19 protein-coding genes and 1 tRNA gene are annotated in these 22,601 nt (G+C 61.3%); 10 read left to right on the forward strand and 10 right to left on the reverse strand.

Features of this window, described 5'->3' with window-relative positions:
* Positions 1 to 29 precede the first annotated feature (29 nt).
* From UB48_RS02940 to UB48_RS02965, 6 genes are all read right to left on the reverse strand, one after another.
* On the reverse strand, positions 30 to 566 hold the full coding sequence (locus tag UB48_RS02940; protein ID WP_045194004.1) for a phage tail protein: 537 nt from the start codon (positions 564 to 566) through the stop codon (positions 30 to 32).
* 52 nt (positions 567 to 618) lie between these two features.
* Positions 619 to 948 carry a hypothetical protein gene (locus UB48_RS02945; RefSeq protein ID WP_052676460.1) on the reverse strand — a complete coding sequence of 110 codons (330 nt, stop codon included), beginning with the start codon at positions 946 to 948 and terminating at the stop codon, positions 619 to 621.
* Positions 945 to 1,448, reverse strand: coding sequence for a GNAT family N-acetyltransferase (locus tag UB48_RS02950; RefSeq protein WP_045194005.1), 504 nt, complete (start codon positions 1,446 to 1,448; stop codon positions 945 to 947). Before UB48_RS02950 ends, UB48_RS02945 begins: the two co-directional genes overlap by 4 nt.
* Positions 1,449 to 1,562: 114 nt before the next feature.
* On the reverse strand, positions 1,563 to 3,662 hold the full coding sequence (locus UB48_RS02955; protein WP_177329136.1) for a biotin/lipoyl-binding protein: 2,100 nt from the start codon (positions 3,660 to 3,662) through the stop codon (positions 1,563 to 1,565).
* A complete protein-coding gene (locus UB48_RS02960; protein ID WP_045194007.1) occupies positions 3,659 to 4,978 on the reverse strand; it encodes an efflux RND transporter periplasmic adaptor subunit in 1,320 nt (439 codons plus the stop codon). Before UB48_RS02960 ends, UB48_RS02955 begins: the two co-directional genes overlap by 4 nt.
* Positions 4,975 to 5,703, reverse strand: a complete 729-nt coding sequence (locus tag UB48_RS02965) for an efflux RND transporter periplasmic adaptor subunit (protein WP_045195624.1) — start codon at positions 5,701 to 5,703, stop codon at positions 4,975 to 4,977. Before UB48_RS02965 ends, UB48_RS02960 begins: the two co-directional genes overlap by 4 nt.
* A 586-nt stretch (positions 5,704 to 6,289) precedes the next feature.
* On the opposite strand from UB48_RS02965, the gene tssF reads away from it, so the two are divergent.
* The 8 genes from tssF to UB48_RS27205 all read left to right on the forward strand — a co-directional run bounded on the left by tssF (position 6,290) and on the right by UB48_RS27205 (position 18,190).
* Positions 6,290 to 8,068: a type VI secretion system baseplate subunit TssF gene (gene tssF, locus UB48_RS02970; protein WP_045194008.1), complete on the forward strand. Its 1,779-nt coding sequence runs from the start codon at positions 6,290 to 6,292 to the stop codon at positions 8,066 to 8,068.
* A 298-nt stretch (positions 8,069 to 8,366) separates the two neighbouring features.
* Positions 8,367 to 11,084, forward strand: a complete 2,718-nt coding sequence (locus tag UB48_RS02975; protein ID WP_052676461.1) for a type VI secretion system Vgr family protein — start codon at positions 8,367 to 8,369, stop codon at positions 11,082 to 11,084.
* Complete coding sequence (locus tag UB48_RS02980) at positions 11,071 to 15,603, forward strand: RHS repeat-associated core domain-containing protein (RefSeq protein ID WP_052676462.1); 4,533 nt, start codon at positions 11,071 to 11,073, stop codon at positions 15,601 to 15,603. The genes UB48_RS02975 and UB48_RS02980 overlap by 14 nt, the downstream gene beginning before the upstream one ends.
* Positions 15,604 to 15,987, forward strand: coding sequence for a DUF2750 domain-containing protein (locus UB48_RS28440; protein ID WP_082075377.1), 384 nt, complete (start codon positions 15,604 to 15,606; stop codon positions 15,985 to 15,987).
* A 371-nt stretch (positions 15,988 to 16,358) separates the two neighbouring features.
* Entirely contained in the window at positions 16,359 to 16,862 is a 504-nt protein-coding gene (locus UB48_RS27665; protein WP_156160160.1) for a hypothetical protein, read from the forward strand.
* 37 nt (positions 16,863 to 16,899) lie between these two features.
* On the forward strand, positions 16,900 to 17,163 hold the full coding sequence (locus tag UB48_RS27195; RefSeq protein ID WP_082075378.1) for a PAAR domain-containing protein: 264 nt from the start codon (positions 16,900 to 16,902) through the stop codon (positions 17,161 to 17,163).
* 54 nt (positions 17,164 to 17,217) lie between these two features.
* A complete protein-coding gene (locus tag UB48_RS27200; protein ID WP_082075379.1) occupies positions 17,218 to 17,814 on the forward strand; it encodes a hypothetical protein in 597 nt (198 codons plus the stop codon).
* 121 nt (positions 17,815 to 17,935) lie between these two features.
* Entirely contained in the window at positions 17,936 to 18,190 is a 255-nt protein-coding gene (locus UB48_RS27205) for a PAAR domain-containing protein (protein ID WP_082075409.1), read from the forward strand.
* A 51-nt stretch (positions 18,191 to 18,241) separates the two neighbouring features.
* Here UB48_RS27205 and UB48_RS02990 read toward each other — a convergent pair whose 3' ends face one another.
* A complete protein-coding gene (locus UB48_RS02990) occupies positions 18,242 to 18,448 on the reverse strand; it encodes a hypothetical protein (RefSeq protein WP_045194010.1) in 207 nt (68 codons plus the stop codon).
* Between the two features lie 367 nt (positions 18,449 to 18,815).
* Here UB48_RS02990 and UB48_RS02995 point away from each other — a divergent pair, with 367 nt between their 5' ends.
* Both UB48_RS02995 and UB48_RS03000 read left to right on the forward strand, forming a co-directional pair.
* Positions 18,816 to 19,646, forward strand: coding sequence for a hypothetical protein (locus UB48_RS02995; RefSeq protein WP_045194011.1), 831 nt, complete (start codon positions 18,816 to 18,818; stop codon positions 19,644 to 19,646).
* Positions 19,647 to 19,708: 62 nt separating this feature from the next.
* Entirely contained in the window at positions 19,709 to 19,909 is a 201-nt protein-coding gene (locus UB48_RS03000) for a hypothetical protein (RefSeq protein ID WP_045194012.1), read from the forward strand.
* A 129-nt stretch (positions 19,910 to 20,038) separates the two neighbouring features.
* On the opposite strand, the gene UB48_RS03005 is transcribed toward UB48_RS03000, so the two are convergent.
* The 3 genes from UB48_RS03005 to uvrC form a co-directional block, all read right to left on the reverse strand.
* A tRNA-Gly gene (locus UB48_RS03005) sits at positions 20,039 to 20,114 on the reverse strand.
* A gap of 63 nt (positions 20,115 to 20,177) precedes the next feature.
* The gene (pgsA, locus tag UB48_RS03010; protein ID WP_010221879.1) at positions 20,178 to 20,738 is read right to left on the reverse strand and encodes a CDP-diacylglycerol--glycerol-3-phosphate 3-phosphatidyltransferase; all 561 of its coding nucleotides are present in this window, start codon (positions 20,736 to 20,738) and stop codon (positions 20,178 to 20,180) included.
* Positions 20,739 to 20,770: 32 nt separating this feature from the next.
* On the reverse strand, positions 20,771 to 22,594 hold the full coding sequence (gene uvrC, locus UB48_RS03015) for an excinuclease ABC subunit UvrC (protein ID WP_045194013.1): 1,824 nt from the start codon (positions 22,592 to 22,594) through the stop codon (positions 20,771 to 20,773).
* Between the last annotated feature and the right edge of the window lie 7 nt (positions 22,595 to 22,601).

Raw genomic sequence — 22,601 nt, forward strand, 5'->3', positions numbered from 1 at the left:
CGCGCATCACGCGCCACCGCGCCGGCTCATCAACCGCGCGAAGGAAAGATGCCTTCGGTGGCGATGATCATGCTCAGGCCCAGGTACGGGCTGAGGTTGTTGAAGGGCTGATTGCCACCGGCAACGCCACAGCTTTGCGCTGCCAGGTTGGTCAGCGCCGTGGGGTTGCCATAGATGTTGACCGTGCCCAGGTTGGCATCGCCGCTCTGCGCCAGAACCAGGCTTGCCGTGCCTTTGTCGGCGCCGGCAGCTTCCGTCGAGACCATTAGCGGATGGCTGTGCATCGGCATTTGCTGCACGGTCAGCGTGGTGTTCTGGCTACCTCCCGTTTCACCGAGATCGACTTCACCCAGGCCCGGGCCCTGGCCCCAACCGACGGGCGAGCGGCCGCGCAGGTCGGGCAAGCCGAAGGTGACCCGGCCGTCGCCGCCATAGATCGTGCCTAGGATCGAAAACAGCGCGGCGTTTTGCGATATCGCCATCAATTGCCCACTGCACATTGCATAACCACGGGGCGCAAAGTTGCCACCGAACATCTTGATCTCACCGAGGAAGGGATCACTCATCTGGCATTACCTGTTTTTGGGTTGTGGGTGTGAACAGATCAGTTCAGGGCGCTCAGGCCTGCGGCTCCCGCTCACGGTGCAGCACCGCCTGCAGCACATGGCGGCCATCGGGCTCGGGCTGCACCGGGGTCATCAGCAGCAACCATTCCTGCTGCTGCGGACCGATAACGCGGTACACGCCCTGCTGCGGCAGCAGGCCGGCGGGCAAGGCGAAAAACACCAGGAAGCATTCGTGGCGGGCGCTCATGGCCACGCCCTCACTCAGTTGCACGCGTTCGACGGCTACGCGCTGCTCCGGCCCCAGCCAGAGCGCAAAGGCATGGCGGTCGGCCGCTTGCAGCTCGGCGAAGGTGGGCATGGGGAACTGGCCGGCGGCGCTCATGAGGCCTGCGCCATCAGGCAGCCAGGCACCGGCTCACGCCGCAGGCGGCGGTAGACCCCCGACTCGCCGACCGGGATAAAACCAAGCCTTGCATACAGCCGTTGCGCCGGATTGTAGTGCTCGACACACAGCTCGCAGGCCAGCCCGCGCTGGTCGGCGCGGCGCAGCAAGTCGTCGAGAATGGCGCTGCCAGTGCCGTGGCCAATGCAGGCGGGCAACAAGGCGATATCGATGAGGTTGAGTGCAGTCTGCCCCCAGAACAGGTACAGGCGGCCGATGGCCTGGCCCTGGCGTTCGACCAGGAGGAACTCACCGTCCGGGTAATGGGCCTGGTAATACTGGTGCTGGGCATTGAATTGCTGGCGCAGAAACTGCGCAATCTGCGCGGCCGACCAGCCGCTGTGGCGCATTTCGCCGGCGCGGGTGGTGGCGTACAAATGCTCAAGGAAAGGCAGGTCGCCTTGGCCGATGGGGCGGAAACTCAAACCGAGTGGGTTCATCGTGTGTAGCGTCCCTGCGAGATGCTGAGCATTGATCCGTCCGCCCCAATGCCCCACGCCTGGCGTGAGATCATTGTGATGGCATTTTATTCTAATTGTCTGACAATCGCACTATCAAAATCCGCTTTCTCTTACCCCCAGCGCAGCCATTCGTCGCCATGCCGATGCCAGCAACGATTGACCCTTGCCTTCGAGCACCACCAGCCCGCGAACCGGGCGTTGCAGGCCCCCAGGCGGGCTGTTTTCGAGGGCAAAGCGTACGCCGTATTGCCCCTGCAGCGGCTGCGCCCGGCGGTTCTCGTCGCGGCGGATGGCGATGGGGCCCTGGTGCTCGGAAACCAGCGCCTCCTGATCGATGGCGCTGACCCCGGTGGTGTCGATATCGCTGAGGCTGACCCGCAGCGAATCGCGCAGCGGATCATCGGCAACAAAATGCCCGGGCGCGCCGGCCTCGACCCGCCACAAGTCCGCTTCGGCCAGGTAACCACGCAGGCGCAGGCCCTCCTCGACCACTGCAGCCAGCGGCAACTGCGCGGCAATCCAGCGGCCCGGTGCCAGGCCCACGGCCAGGTCGCGTATCACCCCGGCGTGCGGCGCGCGCAGGTTCAGGCGCTCGCGCTGGGCGGCCAGGCCGCGGTATTCGGCCACCGCCTCGGCCAGGCGCTGCTCGAGGATGCCGCTGTCGGCGGCGGTTTCACTGCGCCCGGCCTGGCGACGCAATTGCAGCTGCAGGATCTGGATTTCGCGCCGCACGATCTGCAGGCGCGATTCCAGGTCCGGTGACTCCAGCACCACCAGCAACTGATCGCGGGCCACGCGCTGGCCGTCCTGCACATGCACCTCGCGGATACGCGCTGCGGTCGGTGCATGCAGGGCACTGACCCGCGACGCTTCGAGCAGCGCCGGCACCTCGACATCGCTGCGCCACGGCAACACCAGCACCAGCAGCACCGCCAGCAGGCCGAGGCCCAGGCCCAGCACCTTGCGCGGTTGCGCTCGCTGGCGTTGCTGCCACCAGTGCTGGCCCTCCTTATAGACCGGCAAGGCGATGAACCAGGTCAGCTCGACCAGCATCAAAAAGATGCCCAGCGCCTTGAAAAACAAGTGATACACCGCCAGGGCGATGCCGAAAAACAGCACTGCGCGCCACAGCCAGGCGGCGTAACCCCAGCTCAACAAGCGCCGGCGCATGGCCGCCGACCACGGCTCGGGCGCCGCCTCGCCATAACCGAACAGCGCCTCGCGCAAGCGCCAGCGGCACAGGGCGAAGGCCCGGCCCTGGAGGTTGTCGACCGCCCACAGGTCGCTGAGCAGAAAGTAGCCGTCAAAGCGCATCAACGGATTGAGGTTGATCGCCAGGGTGGTGATCCAGGTGGCGCTGGCCAGCATGAACGCCGCCGTGCGCCCTGCCCCGTCCGGCAACAGCGACCAGGCCAGCAGGGCCAGGCAGGCCAGCAGCAACTCGGCGAGCACCCCGCCGGCGCCGATCAACAGGCGGGTGCGGCGGTCCTGCACGCGCCAGGCATCGCTGACATCGGTGTAGAGCATCGGCAACAGCACCATGAACGCCAGGCCCATACTCGGCACCCGGCAGCCGGCGCGTTTGGCCATGTAGGCGTGGCCGAATTCGTGGCACAACTTGGCAAAGCCCAGGGCGATGGCAAAGGCTGCAGCACCGCCGAGGCTCAACAGGTGGGGAAAGGTTGCGAGAAAACGCTGCCAGTCGCGCATGACCAGAAACAGCCCCAGGCACAGTACCGTGGGCAGGCCGTAGCGCAGCAGGTTCGGGCCGAACCGCGCCAGCCACGGCCAGGTACGGTTGAGAAAGGCATCCGGGCGCCACAATGGAATACGAAAGAACAGGTACTTGTGCAGCAACTGGGTCCACAGCCCCTGTCGCTGGCGGGCGGCCTTGTCGGCGTAGCTGGCCCGTTGCTCGTCATCACTGGCGGTGACCAGGTCATGGCCACGCAAAAAGCGCAACAGCTCCTCAATGGCCGTGCCCGGCAGCGGCATGCCCGGTTCGCGATTGGCTGCGGCCAGCACCCGCGCCGGATCGCCCAGCGCCCAGTGCCGCAACAGGCGCATGGCGGGCGCGCCGAGCTTGAAATAGCGCCCGCGCAGCGGGTCGGCCAGGGTCCATTGCGCAGCGCCGTCCAGCCCTGGCGCGGCGGGCGACAGTTGCAGGTCCGGGCGCAGTGCCGGCAGCATCAAAGGCCCACCGTCTGGCGCAGGGCCGCCAACGGCCGGCGCAGCAGGTACAGCGCCAGCGGTGCACGCTGGCCAAACAGCTTGGCGGTGCCACGCAGGCCGATGCGCGGCGGCGCGTCGGTAAAGCGTGCGTCCAGGCGATAAGCCAGTTGCCCGGCCGGAGTGTTCTGCGCTTCGTAGGCGGCGCGTTCGAGCTCGGCGCCATGACGGTGCAACGGGTCGCTATCAAGAAACAGCGCCACTTCGGCGCCGGGCTCAAGGCTCAAGGCATCGGCCACCGGCAGCTCGATGCGCAACTCGGCCTGGGCCGGGTCGGCGATTTCCAGCAGGCGCTCGCCGGTCTGCAATGGCTTACCGGTCAGGCGCTGGGCGTCGGCGAACACGGCAATACCGGCACGCTCGGCACGCACCTCGGCGCGCGCCAGCAGCTCGCGGGCATAATCGCGCTCGGCGCGCTTTTGCTCGACACGGGCGGCCAGCAGGTCAAGCCGGGCGCTGGATTCAGCATCGGAAAAGGCTCGCTGGGTGTTGGCCTTGAGCTCGGCCTCGGCGACTCCGAGGGTACGCTCGGCAACATCGGCCTGGGCCTTGAGGCTGGTGGCGTCGAAGCGCACCAGCACCTGCCCGGCCTGCACCGCCTGGTTGGGCTTGATCAGGAACTCGGCGATCACCCCATCCAGCGGTGCGGCCACCACCTGGCCGTTGCGTGGCACCACTTCGGCCGGCGCCAATACCGACTGGCGCACCGGCACCAACAGCACCAGCAGGGCTGCGGCGCCGATCGCCCAGCGGCTGCGTGCCGGCCAGCGCAGGCGCCATGGTTTGCCCGGCTGCAAGGCCAGCCAGGCATGGCTGTAACACTCGCCCAGGTGGTTGAGCAAGCTGTGCTCGGCCTCGACCCAAGGGTTGTCGCGGGCCAGCCACAAACCGCCAAAAACCACACCCTGGCGGTCCTTGAGCGGCAGCCAAAAGGCGTGGGCAGCTGACAACGACTGCCAGTCATCGCGGCTGGCCTGATCGAAACTGTCCGGGTTCAGCGGGCCGCTGGTGTCCAGGCGGGCACTGTTGCCCAGTTGCGCGGCGGCATGTTCGATGAAGGCCACGAACGGCGCGTTCGCCTCGACCACGCTGATCGCGGTCAACGCCCGCACCTTGCCGGCGATCAGCAGCGCGGCGTGGCGAAAGGCGAACAGTGGCTGGGGGTCGTTGACCATGCTGAAGGCCAGCGCCTCGACCGAGGCCGCAGCACGGGCCTGGTGCTCCAGGCGCAGGTAATGCGCCAGCAGCTGCTCCATGCCATTGGCTACTGGCGCGTTCATGGCTGGCCGGCGAAGTGCGCGGTGCCGCTCATGCCGGCCAGCAGGCCGCGGCTGTCGGCCGGCAGCGTGCCGATCAGCAGCAGGGTCTGGCTGCCTTCATCGATGCGCGCGCCCAGGCGCTTGACCACCGCCTGCAGCGGCGCGCCGGTTTCATCGGGGACGAAGCTGAAGGTCTGTTCCGGCTTGAGCTTGCCCAGCCAGCGCGAAGGCACCAGCAGGTGCACCTCCAGCGAACGGTTGTCGACGATTTCCAGCAACGGCGCGCCGCTGGCCACGCTTTCGTGGGCCTGGACCTTACGGGCAACCACCTGGCCGTCGAACGGGGCCTTGACCTGGCAGCGCTGCACCTGCACCTGATAAACCTGCGCCTCGGCCTGGGCCTGAGCCTGGCGCGCTTCGGCCAGGGTCACTTCGAAGCGCCCGACCGAATTGAGCGCCGCCAGTTGCTGCTTGTTGCGCAGCTCTTCACGGGCCGCACGCACGGCAGCGCCGGCGGCATTCTGCTGGGCCTGGTAAGCGCTGCAATCAAAACGCACCAGCACATCGCCCTTGCTGAACGACTGGCCTTCGGCGAACGGCATGTCCACCACCCGCCCGGCCAGCTCGCTGGCCAGCACCGCCTGCGAGCGCGCGCGCAGCACGCCGCGCACTTCGCTGACGCTCGAGGTCGCGCCCTCGAGCAGCGGATCGCTGTCGGCAGCCGCCTGCGCCAGGCTTGCGACCATCACCAACGCCAGGCACCAGGCTCCGTGCTTCATCTCGCTGCATCCTTTCATTATTGGTTGTATGCGTTGTGTATCGGTTGCAGCGGCGCGAACCTGATTACCGTTGGTCAGCAGCCGCTGGCTGGCAACCCAGGCACCGCCCTACGTGCCAGGCACAGGTGGCATGGCGAGTGTAGTAGCGGGGAACATGCGCGATGAAATGCGCGAACTGCAATCAAGGTAAGTGGCAGGATGCTATCAGTGTTTTTCGAGGCGCGGTAGCGGGTGCGAGGGGGTAAACACTATATTTTTTTGGCCCGGCGAGCTGGCCTTCGTCAGCGATGAGAACGATGCTGCTTTTGCGCACGGTTCTCTACCAGCAGCACGCTCAAACACGTCTGAATACATACTCCATAAAATACGAACTTACATCTTGTCAAAACATTTGCATTGACGCTTCAGCCCCTCTGGCGAAAACAATAAACCCAGACCGAGCGATACACAGAAGTTTGAAAAGCAAACATTAAAGATGCTTCCTACAAACAATAAAAAACATTAAACAACTTCCCCCAATACGTTGAATGTAAACGTTCACGCAGGGCCGCACATGCCATTAAAAAGTCGCTATATGGAAGAACGCCGGCGCCTGCGCGAACTGGCCGACGAATTTGCCGAAGACGATCCGCGCCTGGCGCACTTTCTCGGCAGCGAAGCCTCTGACCCCGACGTCGAGCGATTGATGGACGGCTTTGCATTCCTGACTGCAAAGCTTGCGATGAAGATCGACGACCACCTGCCGGAAATCACTCAGCCGCTGCTGCAACTGGTCTACCCCAATTTCCTTCGGCCCTTGCCCAGCGTCACCCTGGTGCGCTTCGACCCGATCGACCATGCGCTGAGCGAAAGCCAGCTGATCCCCAAGGGTACCACGCTGTTCTCCAGGCCGGTCGACGGCGTGAACTGTACCTTTCGCACCTGTACCGACGTGACCCTCTACCCCTTGGTCATCGATGAGATCTGCCACATCGACAGTGCCGACAAATCCATCGTCCACATCGACCTTGGCGCGCTGACCGAGCAACCGCTGCGCCAGCTCGACTGCGACCGGTTGAGCTTTCATCTGGGAGGCGCTGCAAGCAACGCCCTGACGCTCTACCAATGGCTGTCACAGCACCTGCACAAGGTGGTTTTGCACATCAACGACCATCGCTATTCCCTCCCGCCCGCGACCTTGACCTTTGCCGGTTTCGAACCCGGCGAGGCACTCCTGCCAAGCCCGGGCGAGCACCTGGATGGCTACCGCCTGATACAGGAGTACTTTTACTTCCCGCAGCGCTTTCACGGCTTCAACCTGACCGAACTGCGCCGCTACTGGCCGGACGCCGCAGCCGAGCATATCCGCCTGGAACTGCGTTTTGACGCGCCCTTCCCCAACGGTTTCCAGCTCGACCGCGACAGCCTTTCACTGTACTGCACACCGGCCATCAACCTCTTCGACCACCCGGCCAGGCCCATCCCGCTTGACGGGCAGGCCGTCTGCGAAGCCGTGCAACCCAGCGGGCGGCAAGCGCAGGCCTATGAGATTTTCAGCGTTGACAAGGTCGCTACCCGACGCCGGGACACGCAGACCTCGCAGGATCAACAAAGCCTGGAGTTCGCGCCCTACGAAGCACTGCCCCGGCGTGTCGAACGCGCCGAAGAGCGTAGCGCACACTATTACAGCGTGACGCTCGAACAAGACCTGATCAAAGAGCGGGCGCGCCATGTCATCCGCCTGCTGCACGGTGATCAACGCCCCTACCGGGGCCAGCAGCAGACCCTGAACATCGACCTCACCTGCTGCAATGGCAACCTGCCCCTGCAACTGGACATCGGCGATATCAACCTCACCACCCAGGCCACGCCCTCGTTTGCCACCTACCGCAACCTGACCCGCCCGACCCGCTGTTACCCACCGGCGCTGGATGACGACCTGCACGGGGATGTGCAGTGGGTACTGCTTTCCAACCTGGCCCTGAATGACCTGTCGCTGTCCTGCGCCGACGCGCTCAAGGCGGTGCTGCAAGTCTATGACTTCGTGGCGCCCTATGACCTGCAGCACAAGCGCGCAACCCAGCGCCGCCTTAACGCTATCGAACACGCCAGCACGGCGCCGACTGACTGGTTGATCAAGGGCCTGCCCGTGCGCGGCATGCTCACCACGCTCAGGGTCAACCCCAACGCCTTCGACAATGAGGGCGACCTGCAGCTGTTTGGCAGCGTGCTCTCGCACTTCATGGCGCTGTATGCCAGCAGCAACTCCTTTCACCAGCTGGAAATCATCAACAGCGTGCGTAACACCAGCTTCGTCTGGCCCGCACGCACCGGCCAGCAGCCGGTGATGTGAACCCGGCAGGCCGCCACTACCTGAGTATGAGCCGGGAAAAACTACGCGTGCGATGCGCTTAGTTGCGTTCAATAACGTGCACTTAAACCGCTCTGTAATCAGCAGAGCAAACGACTACGCCTGCAAAAAACACCCCAAAAACAACAAGTGACTTTTCCCACAAGCATTTAGGAAGCCCAACAAAGACAAGGCAGTAAGTTACCTCTTACTGTCTCCCCCCTCTGTAAGAACAAATCTTGTTGGACGTTCCATCCACGTCCATTCGACCTGCCCGACGCAATGAACAGCAGGAGTTGCCATGCCCGGCCAGCGCGATGTGCGTTTTACCTTCAGCTCGACGGCTGACATTGACTTTGATGTGGTGTCTTTTGAACTGAACGAGGGTATTTCCCAACTCTATCGTTTGACCATCGAGCTGGTCAGTGCAACCGCCGACGCCGACTTTGCCACCCTGCTCGACCAGCCTGCGGCTCTGACCCTCTGGCAGGGCAACCAGGCCGTTCGCCATGTGCATGGCCTGATCAGTCGTTTCGAACAGGGCCAGACCGGCTTTCGCCGCACCCGCTACCGCGCCGAGATCGAACCGCAGTTGGCCCGCGCGCAACTGCGCTCCGACTGGCGAATCTTCCAGAAACGCAGCGTGCCGCAGATCCTTGAGCAACTGTGCAAGGAGCGTCAATGGGGCCAGGCCCGCCAGCACCTGAGCGAAACCCACCTGCCCCGCGAGTACTGCGTGCAGGCGGGCGAACTGGACCTGGACTTCTACCTGCGCCTGGCGGCAGAAGAAGGCTTGCTGTCGAGCTTCGAGCACAGCGAAGCCGGCCATCGGCTGATCCAGGCCGACCATATCGCGACCTTCGGCGCCATCGAGGGCGGGCCGGTGCTGTATGAGGCCAATCCGGGCGGCGAAGCCTGGCAACCGTCCCTGCGCCAGTTCACCTACCGCGAACAGGTACGGACCAGCTGCCAGACCCAGCGTGACTACACCTTCAGCCATCCGCGCTACAACCTGGAGCAAAACGTGCTGGCCGCCGAGATGGGCAGCCAGACCGTCGACTACGAGCGCTACGACTACCCCGGTCGCTACAAGCACGACGACGCCGGCAAACCCTTCACCCAGACCCGCCTCAAGGCCCTGCGCGGTGATGCGCGCACCGCCGAGGTCGAAGGCGACGATGCGCGTCTGCTGCCGGGCAAGGCCTTCACCCTCAGTGGCCATCCGCGCGAAGACCTCAACAGCGGCTGGCGGCCAATCCAGATCAAGCACCAGGGCCGCCAGCACACCGCCCTGGAAGAAGAGTCTGCCGAAAGCGAACACGGCACCTGGTACAGCCTGACCGCCACCTTGATCCCCGATACCGTTGAATGGCATGCCCCGGCGCGCCCCAAGCCATGCATCGAAGGGCCACAGATCGCCATGGTGGTCGGCCCGGCCAAAGAGGAAATCTACTGCGACGAGCATGGCCGCGTGCGCGTGCAGTTTCCCTGGGACCGCGAAGGCTGCGAAGACGATCGCAGCTCGTGCTGGGTGCGCGTCGCCCAGACCTGGGCCGGGGCGGGCTGGGGGCATGTGGCCCTGCCGCGGATCGGCCAGGAAGTGGTGGTGGGCTTTCTCCACGGCGATCCGGACCAGCCAATGATCATGGGCCGCAGCTATCACGCGATCAACCGCACACCGTACCGCTTGCCCGAGTTCAAGGCACTGAGCCCGCTGCGCAGCAAAGAGCACCACGGCCAGCGCCACAACGAACTGCGCCTGGACGACACCAGCGGGCAGATCAGCGCCACCTTGATGAGCGATCACGCCGCCAGTGCCTTGAACCTGGGCTACCTGACCCACCCCCGGCCCGGTGGCGGGCAGCCCCGGGGTGAAGGCTTCGAACTGCGCACCGACGCCCACGGCGTGGTGCGTGCCGGCGGCGGCCTGCTGCTGACCAGCGAACTGCGCGCCCGCGCCGCCTCCCACCACACCGACCTGCCGCAAACCGCCGAACGCCTGAAGACCGCCCAGCAATACCACGCCACTTTCGCCAGCGAAGCCCGCGACCACCTGGCCCAGGAAAGCGGCGACCAGGACGAAGTCGCCGATGCGCTGCAGGCCCAGCACGACGGCATACGCGGCCGCGGTACCGGCAACCCCAATGCCAATCAATACCCCGAGTTCAGTGAACCCTTCCTGGTCCTCGACAGCCCGGCCGGGATCGCCAGCAGCACGCCGCAATCCACCCACCTGGCCAGCGGCGAACACCTGGGCCTGAGCAGTGGCGGGCATACCAGCCTGGCCGTCGGCAAGCGCCTGCTGATCAGTGTCAGCCGAGGCCTGCGCACCTTCGTGCAAAGCCTCGGCTGGCGCCTGGTCGCAGCCTCCGGCGATATCGACATCCGCGCCTTGAAAGACAGCATCAACTTGCTGGCCAAACTCAAGGTCACCGTCAGCGCCGAACGCATCATCCTCAGCGCCAAGGAGGAACTGGTGATCCAGGCGGCGGGCAGCAGCACCACCTACAACGCCGGCGGCATCAGCCACGCCACCAGCGGCGTGTACACAACCCACGCCACAGACTTTGTCTACAAAGGCGCAAAGAGCCAGGCGGCGGCCTTTCCTGAAGGGCCAAAAGCCGGCAAAGGCAATCTTGAGCTGTTCCAGCACTACGCCAATGGTTTTGCGTTCAAGGGCTCGGAGTATCAGGTCGAGGATGCACTCGGGCAGGTTTTCAAGGGCACGCTGGATGACAACGGGTTTGCGGCGGTGGCAGGCCTGGCGCCAGGACCGGTCAAGGTGCTGTTCGGCACAGACCAGACTCGCGCCGCCTCGGCAGCGCCATTTGCAGAGCAAGCAGCACGATCAGCCGCGACGCCAGGCGCCATGACTACCTTGCGGCCGTCGCAGGTCATCCAGCAGACGCTGGACCGCCTCTTCGCAATGGAGTCCGCAGATAAAGGACTGCCCCTCTCCCTTCCCGCTATTCCCGCAAATCGAACCAGTAACGGAGGCGGCCCGAATGGCTCGATGTGAAGGTGCGGTCGCGCCCAAGAATACTTTTACCGAAGAGGATGTAAGGGCTGGCACCGACAAACTGGCGCAGTGGCTGACCGGGCTCACCGGTGATGCCGTCAACTGGCGCACTGTTATTACTGTCGGTGAACTGCTACCCGTCGCGGGCTCGATCTTCGCTGCGGCCGATGCGATCGGCGACATCATTGAGCTGGCCCAGGGCGACGCCACCTACAGGGCCGATCTCTACAATTGGGTCGGCCTGGGGATCAACCTGTTCGGCCTGGTTCCGCTCCCTGGAGTCGGAGCAGCCCGAGCGGTCATGCGCCCTTCACTGAAGACCCTCAGAACCACCAAAGGCGACATCAGCCAGGCGCTGCTGACCACCATAGAAAGCGCGCTGGCCGATGTCTGCCCCGGCGATCTCGAGGCGTTCATCAAGGAGGTTGAAGCCACCCTGCACAGCATCCTCAAGGCCTTTGCACAAAAGGTCATCGAGGTTTGTAAATTCCTTGCTGACCTCATCCGCTCGGTGGCAAGCGGCGCTGTACAGGACGTGGCACTGACCGTGCTCTTTCCCGGAATCAGCCTGGTAGTTGAAGCGGCCGATGCCTTCAAGAGACGCACCGGCTTCGGCTTTGGAAAAGACGATATCGGCTTAGGCGACAGACAAAAGCAACAGTTGCAGAAAACCCTTGAGCCCGTTGCGGCGAGCATCGAGCAGATTGGCAATATCGCCAGCGACAAGATCATCCAGACAGGCAGTGAAACCAATCCGGACAGCCTTCTTAGCATCATCAGGGCGCTTTCCAGTGCCTTGCAGCGACGCAAGAATGCCCCACGCCAGGCCAATATGGCGCCTGGCAGAACCAACGAAGCCAGAAGGCCACAGCCGCAAAATGGCACTCAAGCCAGTCCGGCCCAGCGCTCTGCCCGTGCTGACGGTAACTGCCAAAAGCAGGGAAGCAAAGCTGGCACCCAGTGCAGCATCAGCTTCGCCATGGGCAGCGAAACTATTGTCCATACCGACTTCGAGCTTCCCGGCACCTTCCCCCTGGTGTGGAACAGGACCTACCGCTCCTCACTCTCAGCCTTCGACAACAACCCGTTCGGTGCCCGCTGGATCACGCCGTTCTCCAGCCGCTTGGATCTGAGCGAAGATCAACTCACCTACCATGCGACCGATGGGCGTAGCCACCACTACCCGCTTCCCGACGTTCACCATCACCATCTCGACCCGATTGAAAACCTGGTCATTGCGCGCACCAGCAAAAACAAATTGGTACTGCTTCGGGGGCATGACAGCCAGGAGCACTACGAACGGGTAAGCAATCAGTTCCGCCTGACAGCCATCAGCCTGCGCGGCGGTGCCCGCATTGCCTTGCACTACGAGCACCAACACGCTGAACACAGCGTGCTCTCGGATTTGCTCACCTACCAGAACGACACCCCGCACCAACACATCCATACCCAGATCGACGACCAGGGCCGAATCAAGGCACTTTGGCTCATGCATGACGGCCAAGCGCTTCGACAGTTGGCACGTTATGAGTTCGACCACCAGGGTGACCTGCGCGCCGCCCGCGACGAGCACGATGCTCAATGGAACTATGACTACCAGCACCATCTGCTAACCCGCTACACCGACCGCACCGGTCGCGGCATGAACCTGCAATGGCAAGGCAACGGGCCGGATGCCAAAGCGGTTCGAGAATGGGCCGACGATGGCAGCCAGGACACCCGCCTGAGCTGGGACCCGAACATCCGCCTGACACGCCTGCTCGACGCCAACGGTCAAGAGACGCTGTATTACTACGATGTCCTCGGCTACACCTACCGCATCATCCATCCCGATAGCAACGAGGAGTGGTTCTATCGCGACGACGCCAAGAACCTCACCCAGCACATCCACACCGACGGCAGTGTCGACAGCTACGCCTACGATGACCGCGGCAACCTGGTCCAGCACACCCGCCCCGACGGCACCAGCGTCCACCATGCCTACGACGACCAGGACCTGCGCTTCAAGACCCGCGATGCCGAGGGCGGGCTGTGGAAGTACGACTACGACCCGCGTGGCAACATCATCGAAACCCTCGATCCGCTGGAGCACAAGACCCAGTACAGATACAACAGCGACAACCTGCCCGTTGCCATCATCGACGCCAACGGCGCAGAGAAAAAACTCGCCTACAACGCCGACGGCCAGCTGATCCGCTACACCGACTGTTCCGGCAAAACCAGCCAATGGCGATACAACGCGCTGGGGCAACTGTCCCAAGTCACCGACGCCGCGGGCATGGTCACCAGCTACCATTACCAGGCAGGTCAGCTCAGCCGTATTGTTCACCCGGACAAGACCGAGGAGCGTTTCGAGCGCGATGCCGAAGGCCGTCTTCTCGACCACATCGACGCCCTGCAGCGCCGCACCGTCTGGCAATACAACGAAGCGGGGCTGATCCAGCAACGCCGGAACGCCGATGGCAGCATCCTCAACTACCGCTGGGACCGGCTTGGCCAGCTTGTCGAGCTGCGCAACGAGAACAACAGCACGGCTACCTTCAAGTACGACCCGGTTGGCCGCCTGCTGAAGGAAACCGGTTTCGACCAGCAAACCACCCACTACCTCTACGACAACGGCAGCAACCAGCCTACCCGCCGCCTTGATGGCGATCGCGTCACCTGTTTCGAATACGACCCCCTGGGCCGACTGCTAATGCGCCAGGCAGGCCAGAGGACGGCGCAGCAATGGCAAACCGAAACGTTCGCCTACGACGGTAACGGCAATCTGCTACTCGCCGAGAACGACGCCTGCAAGCTGCAATGGTTCTACGATAGCGCTGGCAACAACACGCGCGAACACCAGTACCTGCGTTACCTGAAAAAGCCCCATGTTGCCATCTGGCGGCACGAGTATGACGCGCTGAACCAGCGGGTTGCCACGGTCCGCCCTGATGGCCATCGGGTCAGTTGGTTGACCTATGGCAGCGGCCACCTGCTGGCGCTGAAGCTGGACGATCGGGAACTGCTGAATTATCAGCGTGACGACCTGCACCGAGAAATTGGCCGCGAGCAAGGCAACGGCCTGCAACAACGCCAGAGCTGGACACCGAACGGTCACTTGCAGGAACAGACCGTCGCTCGACGCGGTGAGTCAAGCCGCTTGTCAGTGCGCAACTACCGTTACGACGTTGCCGGTCAGCTCACCAACATCCAGGACCTGCGCCGTGGCGCCATCAACTACCGCTACGATCCTGTTGGCCGCCTGCTCGAAGCAGGCAGTTTGGCAAATAGCGAACATTTCGCCTTCGACCCGGCCAGCAACCTCCTCGACCCGCAGGCACCCCAGGAGCGCAACGGCTACCCGCGCAGCAAACTGCTCGACAACCTGCTGCGCGACTACTGTGGCAAGCACTACCTCTACGACGAACGCGGCAACCTCAAGGAGCGCATCGAGAACGGCAAGAAAGCCAGCTTCAGCTGGGACCTCTACGACCGCTTGACGCACTACGAGGATGATCGGCTGACTGTCTACTATGCCTATGACGCCCTCGGCCGGCGCCTGTGCAAGCGCTCCCGCGCCAAGTACCAACACCGCCGCGAGGCCGGTCCCGCATGGAACCAGAACGAACAGCGCAAACTCGATCAACAGTACGGTTGTGGCAACACCCTCTACGGCTGGGATGGCGACACCCTGGCCTTCGAAAACCGCACCCATGACCTTGGCGCCCGCCTGACCCACTACGTGTACGAGCCCGGCACCTTCGTGCCCGTTGCTCAAGCGGTGGAGCACCGCTCCATCAAGTTGCTGCTCGAGCCCGTCTACGACTTTCCCTACGACATCGAGCGTGACCCCGTCTGGCAGCACAAGCCCGCGCCAGCGCCCTTCGATGCGTTTGCCTGGTACCAGTGCGACCACCTGGGCACGCCCATGGAGCTGACCGACGAACAGGGCGAAGTGGCCTGGAGCGGCACCTACAAGGCCTGGGGCGCGACACAGGAGAAGCGCAGCGACACCGCCAAGCGCGCGGGCATCCACAATCCGTTGCGCTTTCAGGGGCAGTACTTCGATGTCGAGACAGGGCTGCATTACAACCGGTATCGATACTATGATCCGGGGGTCGGGCGGTTTGTTGGGAAGGATCCGATCGGGTTTGCGGGTGGGTTGAATGTATTTGCTTATGCGCCGAATCCAACCCATTGGACAGACCCATTAGGATTAAAGGCAAAGATCAACTGCCCAATATGTTGTGATGGATCACACGGAAGATCAAATAAGCAGGAGCGGCTTCTAGAGCTTGCAAACGACCCTAATCAGCCCAGACATGTTCGCGGATGGATACGCAATGAAATTCGTCACATTGAAACAGGGAACCGCACATCAATTCGCCTCCCTGGGAATTCGAGGAACTCCAGAGCTCCTGGCCGAGAGCTCGCCCATGGACGCAACACTCCCGCGAAAACAGGACACTGCTATCGTCACTCAGCTCTCCAGGACGCCGACTTGCACAAAGCACAACACAAAATAGGAGGTTATTAAGTGCAACACCACCCCAAAAAAATCAGCAACATCGTATCTCTATCAAAGAAAGAGCGATACGAGTATTTCCTTCGAAAAGTCACTGACTCCATGAAACTATGGGGACTATTCGATGCTGGATGGGCAACCCTCCAAGCCGAGAATTCGACTATAGTTCCTCTCTGGCCCGAGGAGTGCTTTGCCAAAATTTGCGCCACCAATGAATGGAGTAACCTAGAACCCCAACACATTGATCTGCAAAGTTTTATAGACAAGTGGATTCCAGGACTAGAAGGTGATACCCATTTGTGCTTAATATTCCCTACCCCTAGCGATCAAGGAATGATAATCACTGCCCACTCTCTACATCACGACTTGAAGAGGGAACTTTCCCAATATGAATAACCCGACACTACGATCATGGGTAGTTTGTTGTTGAAACGCAAACTGTTGAGAATCGCTCCATCAGCAGTACCTTTGCCTGGAACCAGTGCAATCACCTCGATACGCCGATGGAAGTTACCGACGAACGATGTGAAGTCGCCAGCGCCGCAACACTCTGACTGGCTGAATGCTCTTTAAAACCCAATCGACTTACCTAATTCTAGCGCGGCGCCGAAACCGACTAGAAGGATCAAACCATAACCCCACCGTAAAACAACTTAATTCTAGCTTCGAAAATAAAATGCAACTGAAAACGACCTACCGAGGTTCAATTCAGACCATAATGCCCCTGCAAAACCAAAGGACAACCTTAAGTGGACATAAATATATTCATGACACTCGATGAATTCATTGAAATAGTTACGAAATTAACATCAAGCACCCAGCTAAATCTATATGCATCCGATGACTATTCCAAACCGTACACACCAATCGAAACCACCACGCTACCTACTAGACATCATCAAACTTCCTTCCTTGTTGGCCCAAAGGACAAAGACGAAAATACACTGGGGCCTGAGCAAAAAAACCTAACCAGAGAGAACAAGGTTGGATTTGTAACAGCTACATTTGGCGGAGAGGACGAGTTTGCCATTGGCGCATCGCACTTTGGGGCTGACTCTTCTCAAACCGCAACATTAATTAATCGCGAGCTAAGAAAGCTACTCAAAACTCTCGCACACAAAAATCTAATTGACGCTAACGGCAATACAATTCACAACCACTACTGGACGAACTCCGCCCTCGCTAGCGGAAAGAACTGGCATCGCTTCTTACGTAAAGGTGAGCAAAAGCGACACAACTTAAACTTAGGGTACCGCCCCGGACCAACCTAGCCCTACAAACAGTATATATTCTATTGTTGAGCACTGAATGAGATCCATAATAAGAATTGACGATATAACGGACCACGGCGGTTCAGTTATTAGCTCTATCCCTCACACCAGCCTTGGCGGTCGCTCGATGGCCGGCAAAGGCAACCTAGTCTCCTGCCCGCTCTGCAAAGGCATCTTCCCCATCATAGAAGGCAGCAGCACCTACAGCGTCAATGGCATCCCCGTTGCGCTCGACGGCATGAAAACCGCCTGTGGCGCCAGCCTGATTGCCAGCGCCTCTCACGGCAGCGTGCATCAATAACCCGAAACCAAAGAGCACTTTGTTTCGCACGGATTGCGACCACACCTCAGCGTCATGGACCAACTGAAAACCCGAATTGCCGAGCTGAAGCAAGCCCTGCATCAGCTTGTCGAGCACAACGTCCACAACCCGGACGACGATGACCACTGGAGCGGCGTGCTGTTCTTCTGCGCCACTGACGAACGTACCCGTACATTTGTCAAAAATACCAGGAAAGTCCATCGATTTATCCGGAAACTGCTCCCCCCTAAAGGGAACCACTGCAAAGAGATACGCAAACGCATCTCAAGAGATTTTGATTATTGGAAACGTCCCACCATCAGCGATACGGTTAGTAAGGTGACCACAATGGACATAGACGAAAAATGGGAAGAAGCCATAGTTTCTTTAACTTTAGCCGCAAGAACCAACGCGGGTGTATCCCAAGACAGGATTGACCAAGCACTGCAATGCACAATTGAGCTTTGTCACAAATACAAAGGAAAGAGAGGCATCCCAATGAAAATTGTGAATACATTAATTGACATGCAGTCCAGCCTAATTACTTGTGGGGATAGACACCTTAACGAACTAAACAATGAGGACCAAGCTAGAAAAATTTACGGTGTAGCGACGAACCTGTCCTCCATTGCTCGAGAGATGACCACATGACCCACGTTTGTCGTGCATGTTAGTGCAGCGATTTGCCTGCATTTATTTGATAAGTAAACTAATTGCGCGACGCAATTCCTCCGAACAATAACACTCAGTTGGGCAGCGCGTAACGAGAAAGATAGTTCGCCTTGGAGATTCCACAGATCACGGAGGCTCAGTCATTGAGTCCTTATCTCCCACCAACCTCAACGGCAAACCAATAGCCGGCAAAGGCAATCTAGTTTCCTGCCCACTCTGCAAAGGCATCTTCCCCATCATCGAAGGCAGCAGTACCTACAGCGTCAATGGCATCCCGGTTGCTCTCGACGGCATGAAAACCGCCTGTGGCGCCAGCCTGATTGCCAGCGCCTCTCACGGCAGCGTGCATCGATAAACAGAAACCAAAGAGCACTTTGTTCGCACGGATTGCGACCACACCTCAGCGTCAACGGAGGATGAGGCCATGGGCCAACTGAGAACCCGAATTGCCGAGCTGAAGCAAGCCCTGCATCAGCTTGTCGAGCACAACGTCCACAACCCGGACGACGATGACCACTGGAGCGGCGTGCTGTTCTTTTGCGCCACTGACGAACGTACCCGTACATTGGTCGAGCAAGTTGAAATCCTCGCCAGCGAGCTGTTCTTCGAACATCCTCGACAACCTTTTGCGCGACTATTGCGCCAAGCACTACGTCTACGACGAACGCGGCAACCTCGGGTGACCACTCAACCAATTTGCAAGACAATGTGTCCAGGCGACCGGTCAGTCGAGTGTATGAAATGTCGTTGAGGCGCGTACCAGAGCCTTGGCTGAAAGCATTTAGCAAAACCGGCAGGCTTCGCGCCCTGACCACTTGCGATTTCTCCCCATCCCGCCGCTTGCCCTGTGCACGCTCCTTGCCCGAAGATCCAGCCTGGCGATAGCAGATCGTCGAAACAACTCAGGCAAAGGACTTACCGTGAACAACAAGAAATCGCCAAACTCAGGCGACAGCCTCTCACCGCCCTGGACCACCCATATGCCGCGCGCACTGCACCAGCTGGAGCAGTTTCGCCGCGAGTACACCCGCAATTGGCGGGTCAATGCCAACAGCCACCGCAACCAGGGACACTATGCCTGGATGACCGCTCAGGTTGAGGGCTACCTGCGCCTCCTGGAGATTGGTTGCGGCGTCGGCCATTCCACCCTGGCGCTGCTGAAGAATGGTCACAGCGTGGTCTGCGTGGAAGAGAACCCCCACTGCATTGCAGCCACTCAGGCCCTGCTCTCAGAACACGGCTACTCGGTCGCGGTCATTGCACGCGAATCTGCCCAAAGCCTGGACGACAACGCCTACCGACTCGACTACTGCGCGCCGGGTGATGCGCCCAAGGCCGACTGCCTGCTGATCGAAGGCGATGCCCTGGGTGACCCGCAGCTTGAGCAGTGGCTCAAGGCCCAACCTCGATTCGACGCAGTGGCCTGCTGGCTGCTCGGCACCCACAACGCCCGAGGCCACAACGTCGCGGTGGACACTCGCCTGATGCCAACCGCCTTCGAGCACCGAATTTTCGTGCAGAACAGCGTCTATGAACTGGCCGATGAAGTGCTGCGTCCCGGCGGATTGTTGAGCGTGATCGACCGTGGGCAAACACCCGACACGGACGTTCTCAAGCACGCCGTCCTTGGCGGTCACCGTGATCAGGCCAGTGTCACCTCATTGCAGGTCGAGAAGCTGGAGCACACGCCCTACATGCACACCCGCGAGGAAGGTGCGATGGGGATGCAACTGACAGCCCCCGTAGCCTCTGCCGTAGCGACCGGTCCCGTGACGCTGTCGCTGACGGCGGTGACTTCGCGCAAACCCTGAAGCGGCTGCCCCGTCCTGCGTGGGCGGGCACTGCCACTTCACAGACCGTCAATGGAGAGCCAATGGACAACCCGCACCGAAACCTCAAGGCCGCTGCCGATATCCGCCAAACCCTGAAGGCCCTGCAAGAAAGCCTGCCACTTTTGGTAGCCAAAGGCTTTGCCAAGGAAGCGCATCGAATTGGCGAAATCGTCAAAGACACGCAGAAGACGATGGACCGCATTGCCGTAGACACGGATGGTGAATTCACCTCAAGGCACTGATGGTTCACCGATGCGTCAGAGCCCTGGACCAGACACCTGCCCAGCACCGAACAGCAGAAACGAAAAAAGGCCCCGAAGGGCCTTTTTTCTATCACCACAGCACTCTGCTGAATGCTGTAGCGCCATATTTGGAGCGGGAAACGAGACTCGAACTCGCGACCCCGACCTTGGCAAGGTCGTGCTCTACCAACTGAGCTATTCCCGCGTCGTGATGGGGGCTATTGTAACGATTCAATAAATCTCGTCAAGCCCTTGATTCAAAAAAGCTTTATTTCTGCTCCGAGCCTTCGCGCAGGTGCGGCCAGGCGGCGCGCAGGTAGTGCACCATCGACCACAGGGTCAGGCCGGCAGAAATCATCAGCAAGGCGTAGCCAAGAATCACCCAGAAGGTCAGCACCGGCGGGTTGGCCAGCAGGATCACCAGGGCGAGCATTTGCGCTGCGGTCTTCCACTTGCCCAGGTTCGACACCGCCACGTGCGCCCTCGCCCCAAGCTCGGCCATCCACTCGCGCAGCGCCGAGACCACGATCTCGCGGCCGATGATCACCGCCGCCGGCAGGGTCAGCCAGAAGTTGGCGTGCACTTGCACCAGCAATACCAGGGCCACCGCCACCATCAGCTTGTCGGCCACCGGGTCCAGGAAGGCACCGAACGGCGTGCTCTGCTGCAGGCGACGGGCCAGGTAACCGTCCAGCCAGTCAGTGGCCGCGGCGATGGCGAAGACACTGCTCGCTGCGATATAGCTCCAGTGATACGGAACATAGAACAGCAAAATGAAGATCGGAATGAGCAGGACACGAAGAACGGTAAGCAGATTTGGAATATTCATCGGCACAACTGGCTGCAAAGTGAGCGGGCATTCTACTCGCTATGCAGGTTGGCATAAATCGACTCGGCAAGCTTTTTACTGATTCCCGGTGCTTTGGCGATTTCTTCGACGCTGGCGCGGGTCAGCTCCTGCAAGCCACCGAAGTGTTTGAGCAGGTCGCGGCGGCGTTTCGGGCCGACCCCGGCGACGCCTTCAAGGGTCGAGGTGCGGCGGGTCTTGCCGCGGCGGGCGCGGTGGCCGGTGATGGCGAAGCGGTGGGCTTCGTCGCGAATCTGCTGGATCAGGTGCAGCGCTGGCGAGTCGCCCTTGAGGGTGAACTCGTGGGCCACGTCGTTCAGGTACAGGGTTTCGAAACCGGCCTTGCGCGTGGTGCCCTTGGCCACCCCGAGCAAAATCAGGTCGGGCACCGCCAGTTCCTGCAGCACTTCACGGGCCATGTTCAGCTGGCCCTTGCCGCCGTCCACCAGCAGCACGTCGGGCAGCTTGCCCTCACCGTCCTTGAGCCGGCCAAAGCGCCGGGTCAGGGCCTGATGCATGGCCGCATAGTCGTCGCCCGGGGTTACGCCTTCGATGTTGTAGCGGCGGTAATCGGACTTGAGCGGCCCTTCCGGGCCAAACACCACGCACGAGGCGACGGTGGCTTCGCCGCTGGAATGGCTGATGTCGTAGCACTCCAGGCGCTGCGGGGTTTCGTCCAGGGCCAGCACCTGGGCCAGGGCCTCGAAGCGCGAGGCCATGTGCTGGCGGTTAGCCAGGCGCGCGCCCAGTGCCTGCTCGGCATTGGTCACCGCCAGTTGCTGCCAGCGCGCACGGGTGCCGCGCACCCGGTGGCTGATGGTCAGCTCGCGGCCGCGCAGGGTTTCGATCGCGGCGGTGATGGCGGCAAAATCCTCGTGGACGACGTTGACGATCAGCTCGCCCGGCAATTCGCGCTCGGCGTTGCCCACGTAATACTGCGAGAGGAATGCGGCCATGACCTCGGCCACCTCCTCCTCGATGCCCACTTGCGGGAAGAAGTTCTTGCTGCCCAGCACCCGCCCGCCGCGCACGCTGATCAGGTGCACGCAAGCACCGCCGGGGTTGACGAAGGCGGCGACGACATCGACGTCGCCGCTGCCGCCTTCCATGCTCTGCTGGTCCTGCACGCGGCGCAGCAAGGCGATCTGGTCGCGCAGCTCGGCGGCCCTCTCGAATTCCAGAGCCATGGCCGCCTGTTCCATCTCGGCGTTCAGCTCGTTGGTCAGCTGGTGGCTACGGCCTTCAAGGAACATCACCGAGTGGCGCACATCCACCGCGTATTCTTCGGGTTCGACCAGGCCGACACAAGGCGCCTTGCAGCGCTTGATCTGGTACTGCAGGCACGGCCGGGTGCGGTTGCTGTAGTAGCTGTCTTCACACTGGCGGACGAAAAAGGTCTTTTGCAGCAGGCTCAGGCTTTCGCGGATGGCGCCAGCGCTGGGGTACGGGCCGAAGTATTTGCCCTTTTGCTTCTTCGCCCCACGGTGGATGCCCAGGCGCGGGTAGTCGCCGTCGGAAAGAAAGACATAAGGATAGGATTTGTCGTCGCGCAGCAGGATGTTGTACGGCGGCCGCCATTCCTTGATCAGGGTCTGCTCGAGCAGCAGCGCCTCGGTCTCGTTGGCGGTGATGGTGGTTTCGACCTGGGCGATGCGCGCCACCAGGGCAGCCGTCTTCGGCGCCAGGCCAGCTTTGCGAAAGTAACTGGCGAGGCGCTTCTTGAGGTTCTTGGCCTTGCCCACATACAGCAGCCGGGCCTCAGCGTCGAACATCCGGTAGACGCCCGGGCGACCGCTACAGGTCGCCAGGAATGCGCTTGAATCGAACACAGGTGTCATGAATGCG

Source organism: Pseudomonas sp. 2(2015) (assembly GCF_000955865.1).
In the GTDB taxonomy this organism is placed as follows: Bacteria; Pseudomonadota; Gammaproteobacteria; order Pseudomonadales; family Pseudomonadaceae; genus Aquipseudomonas.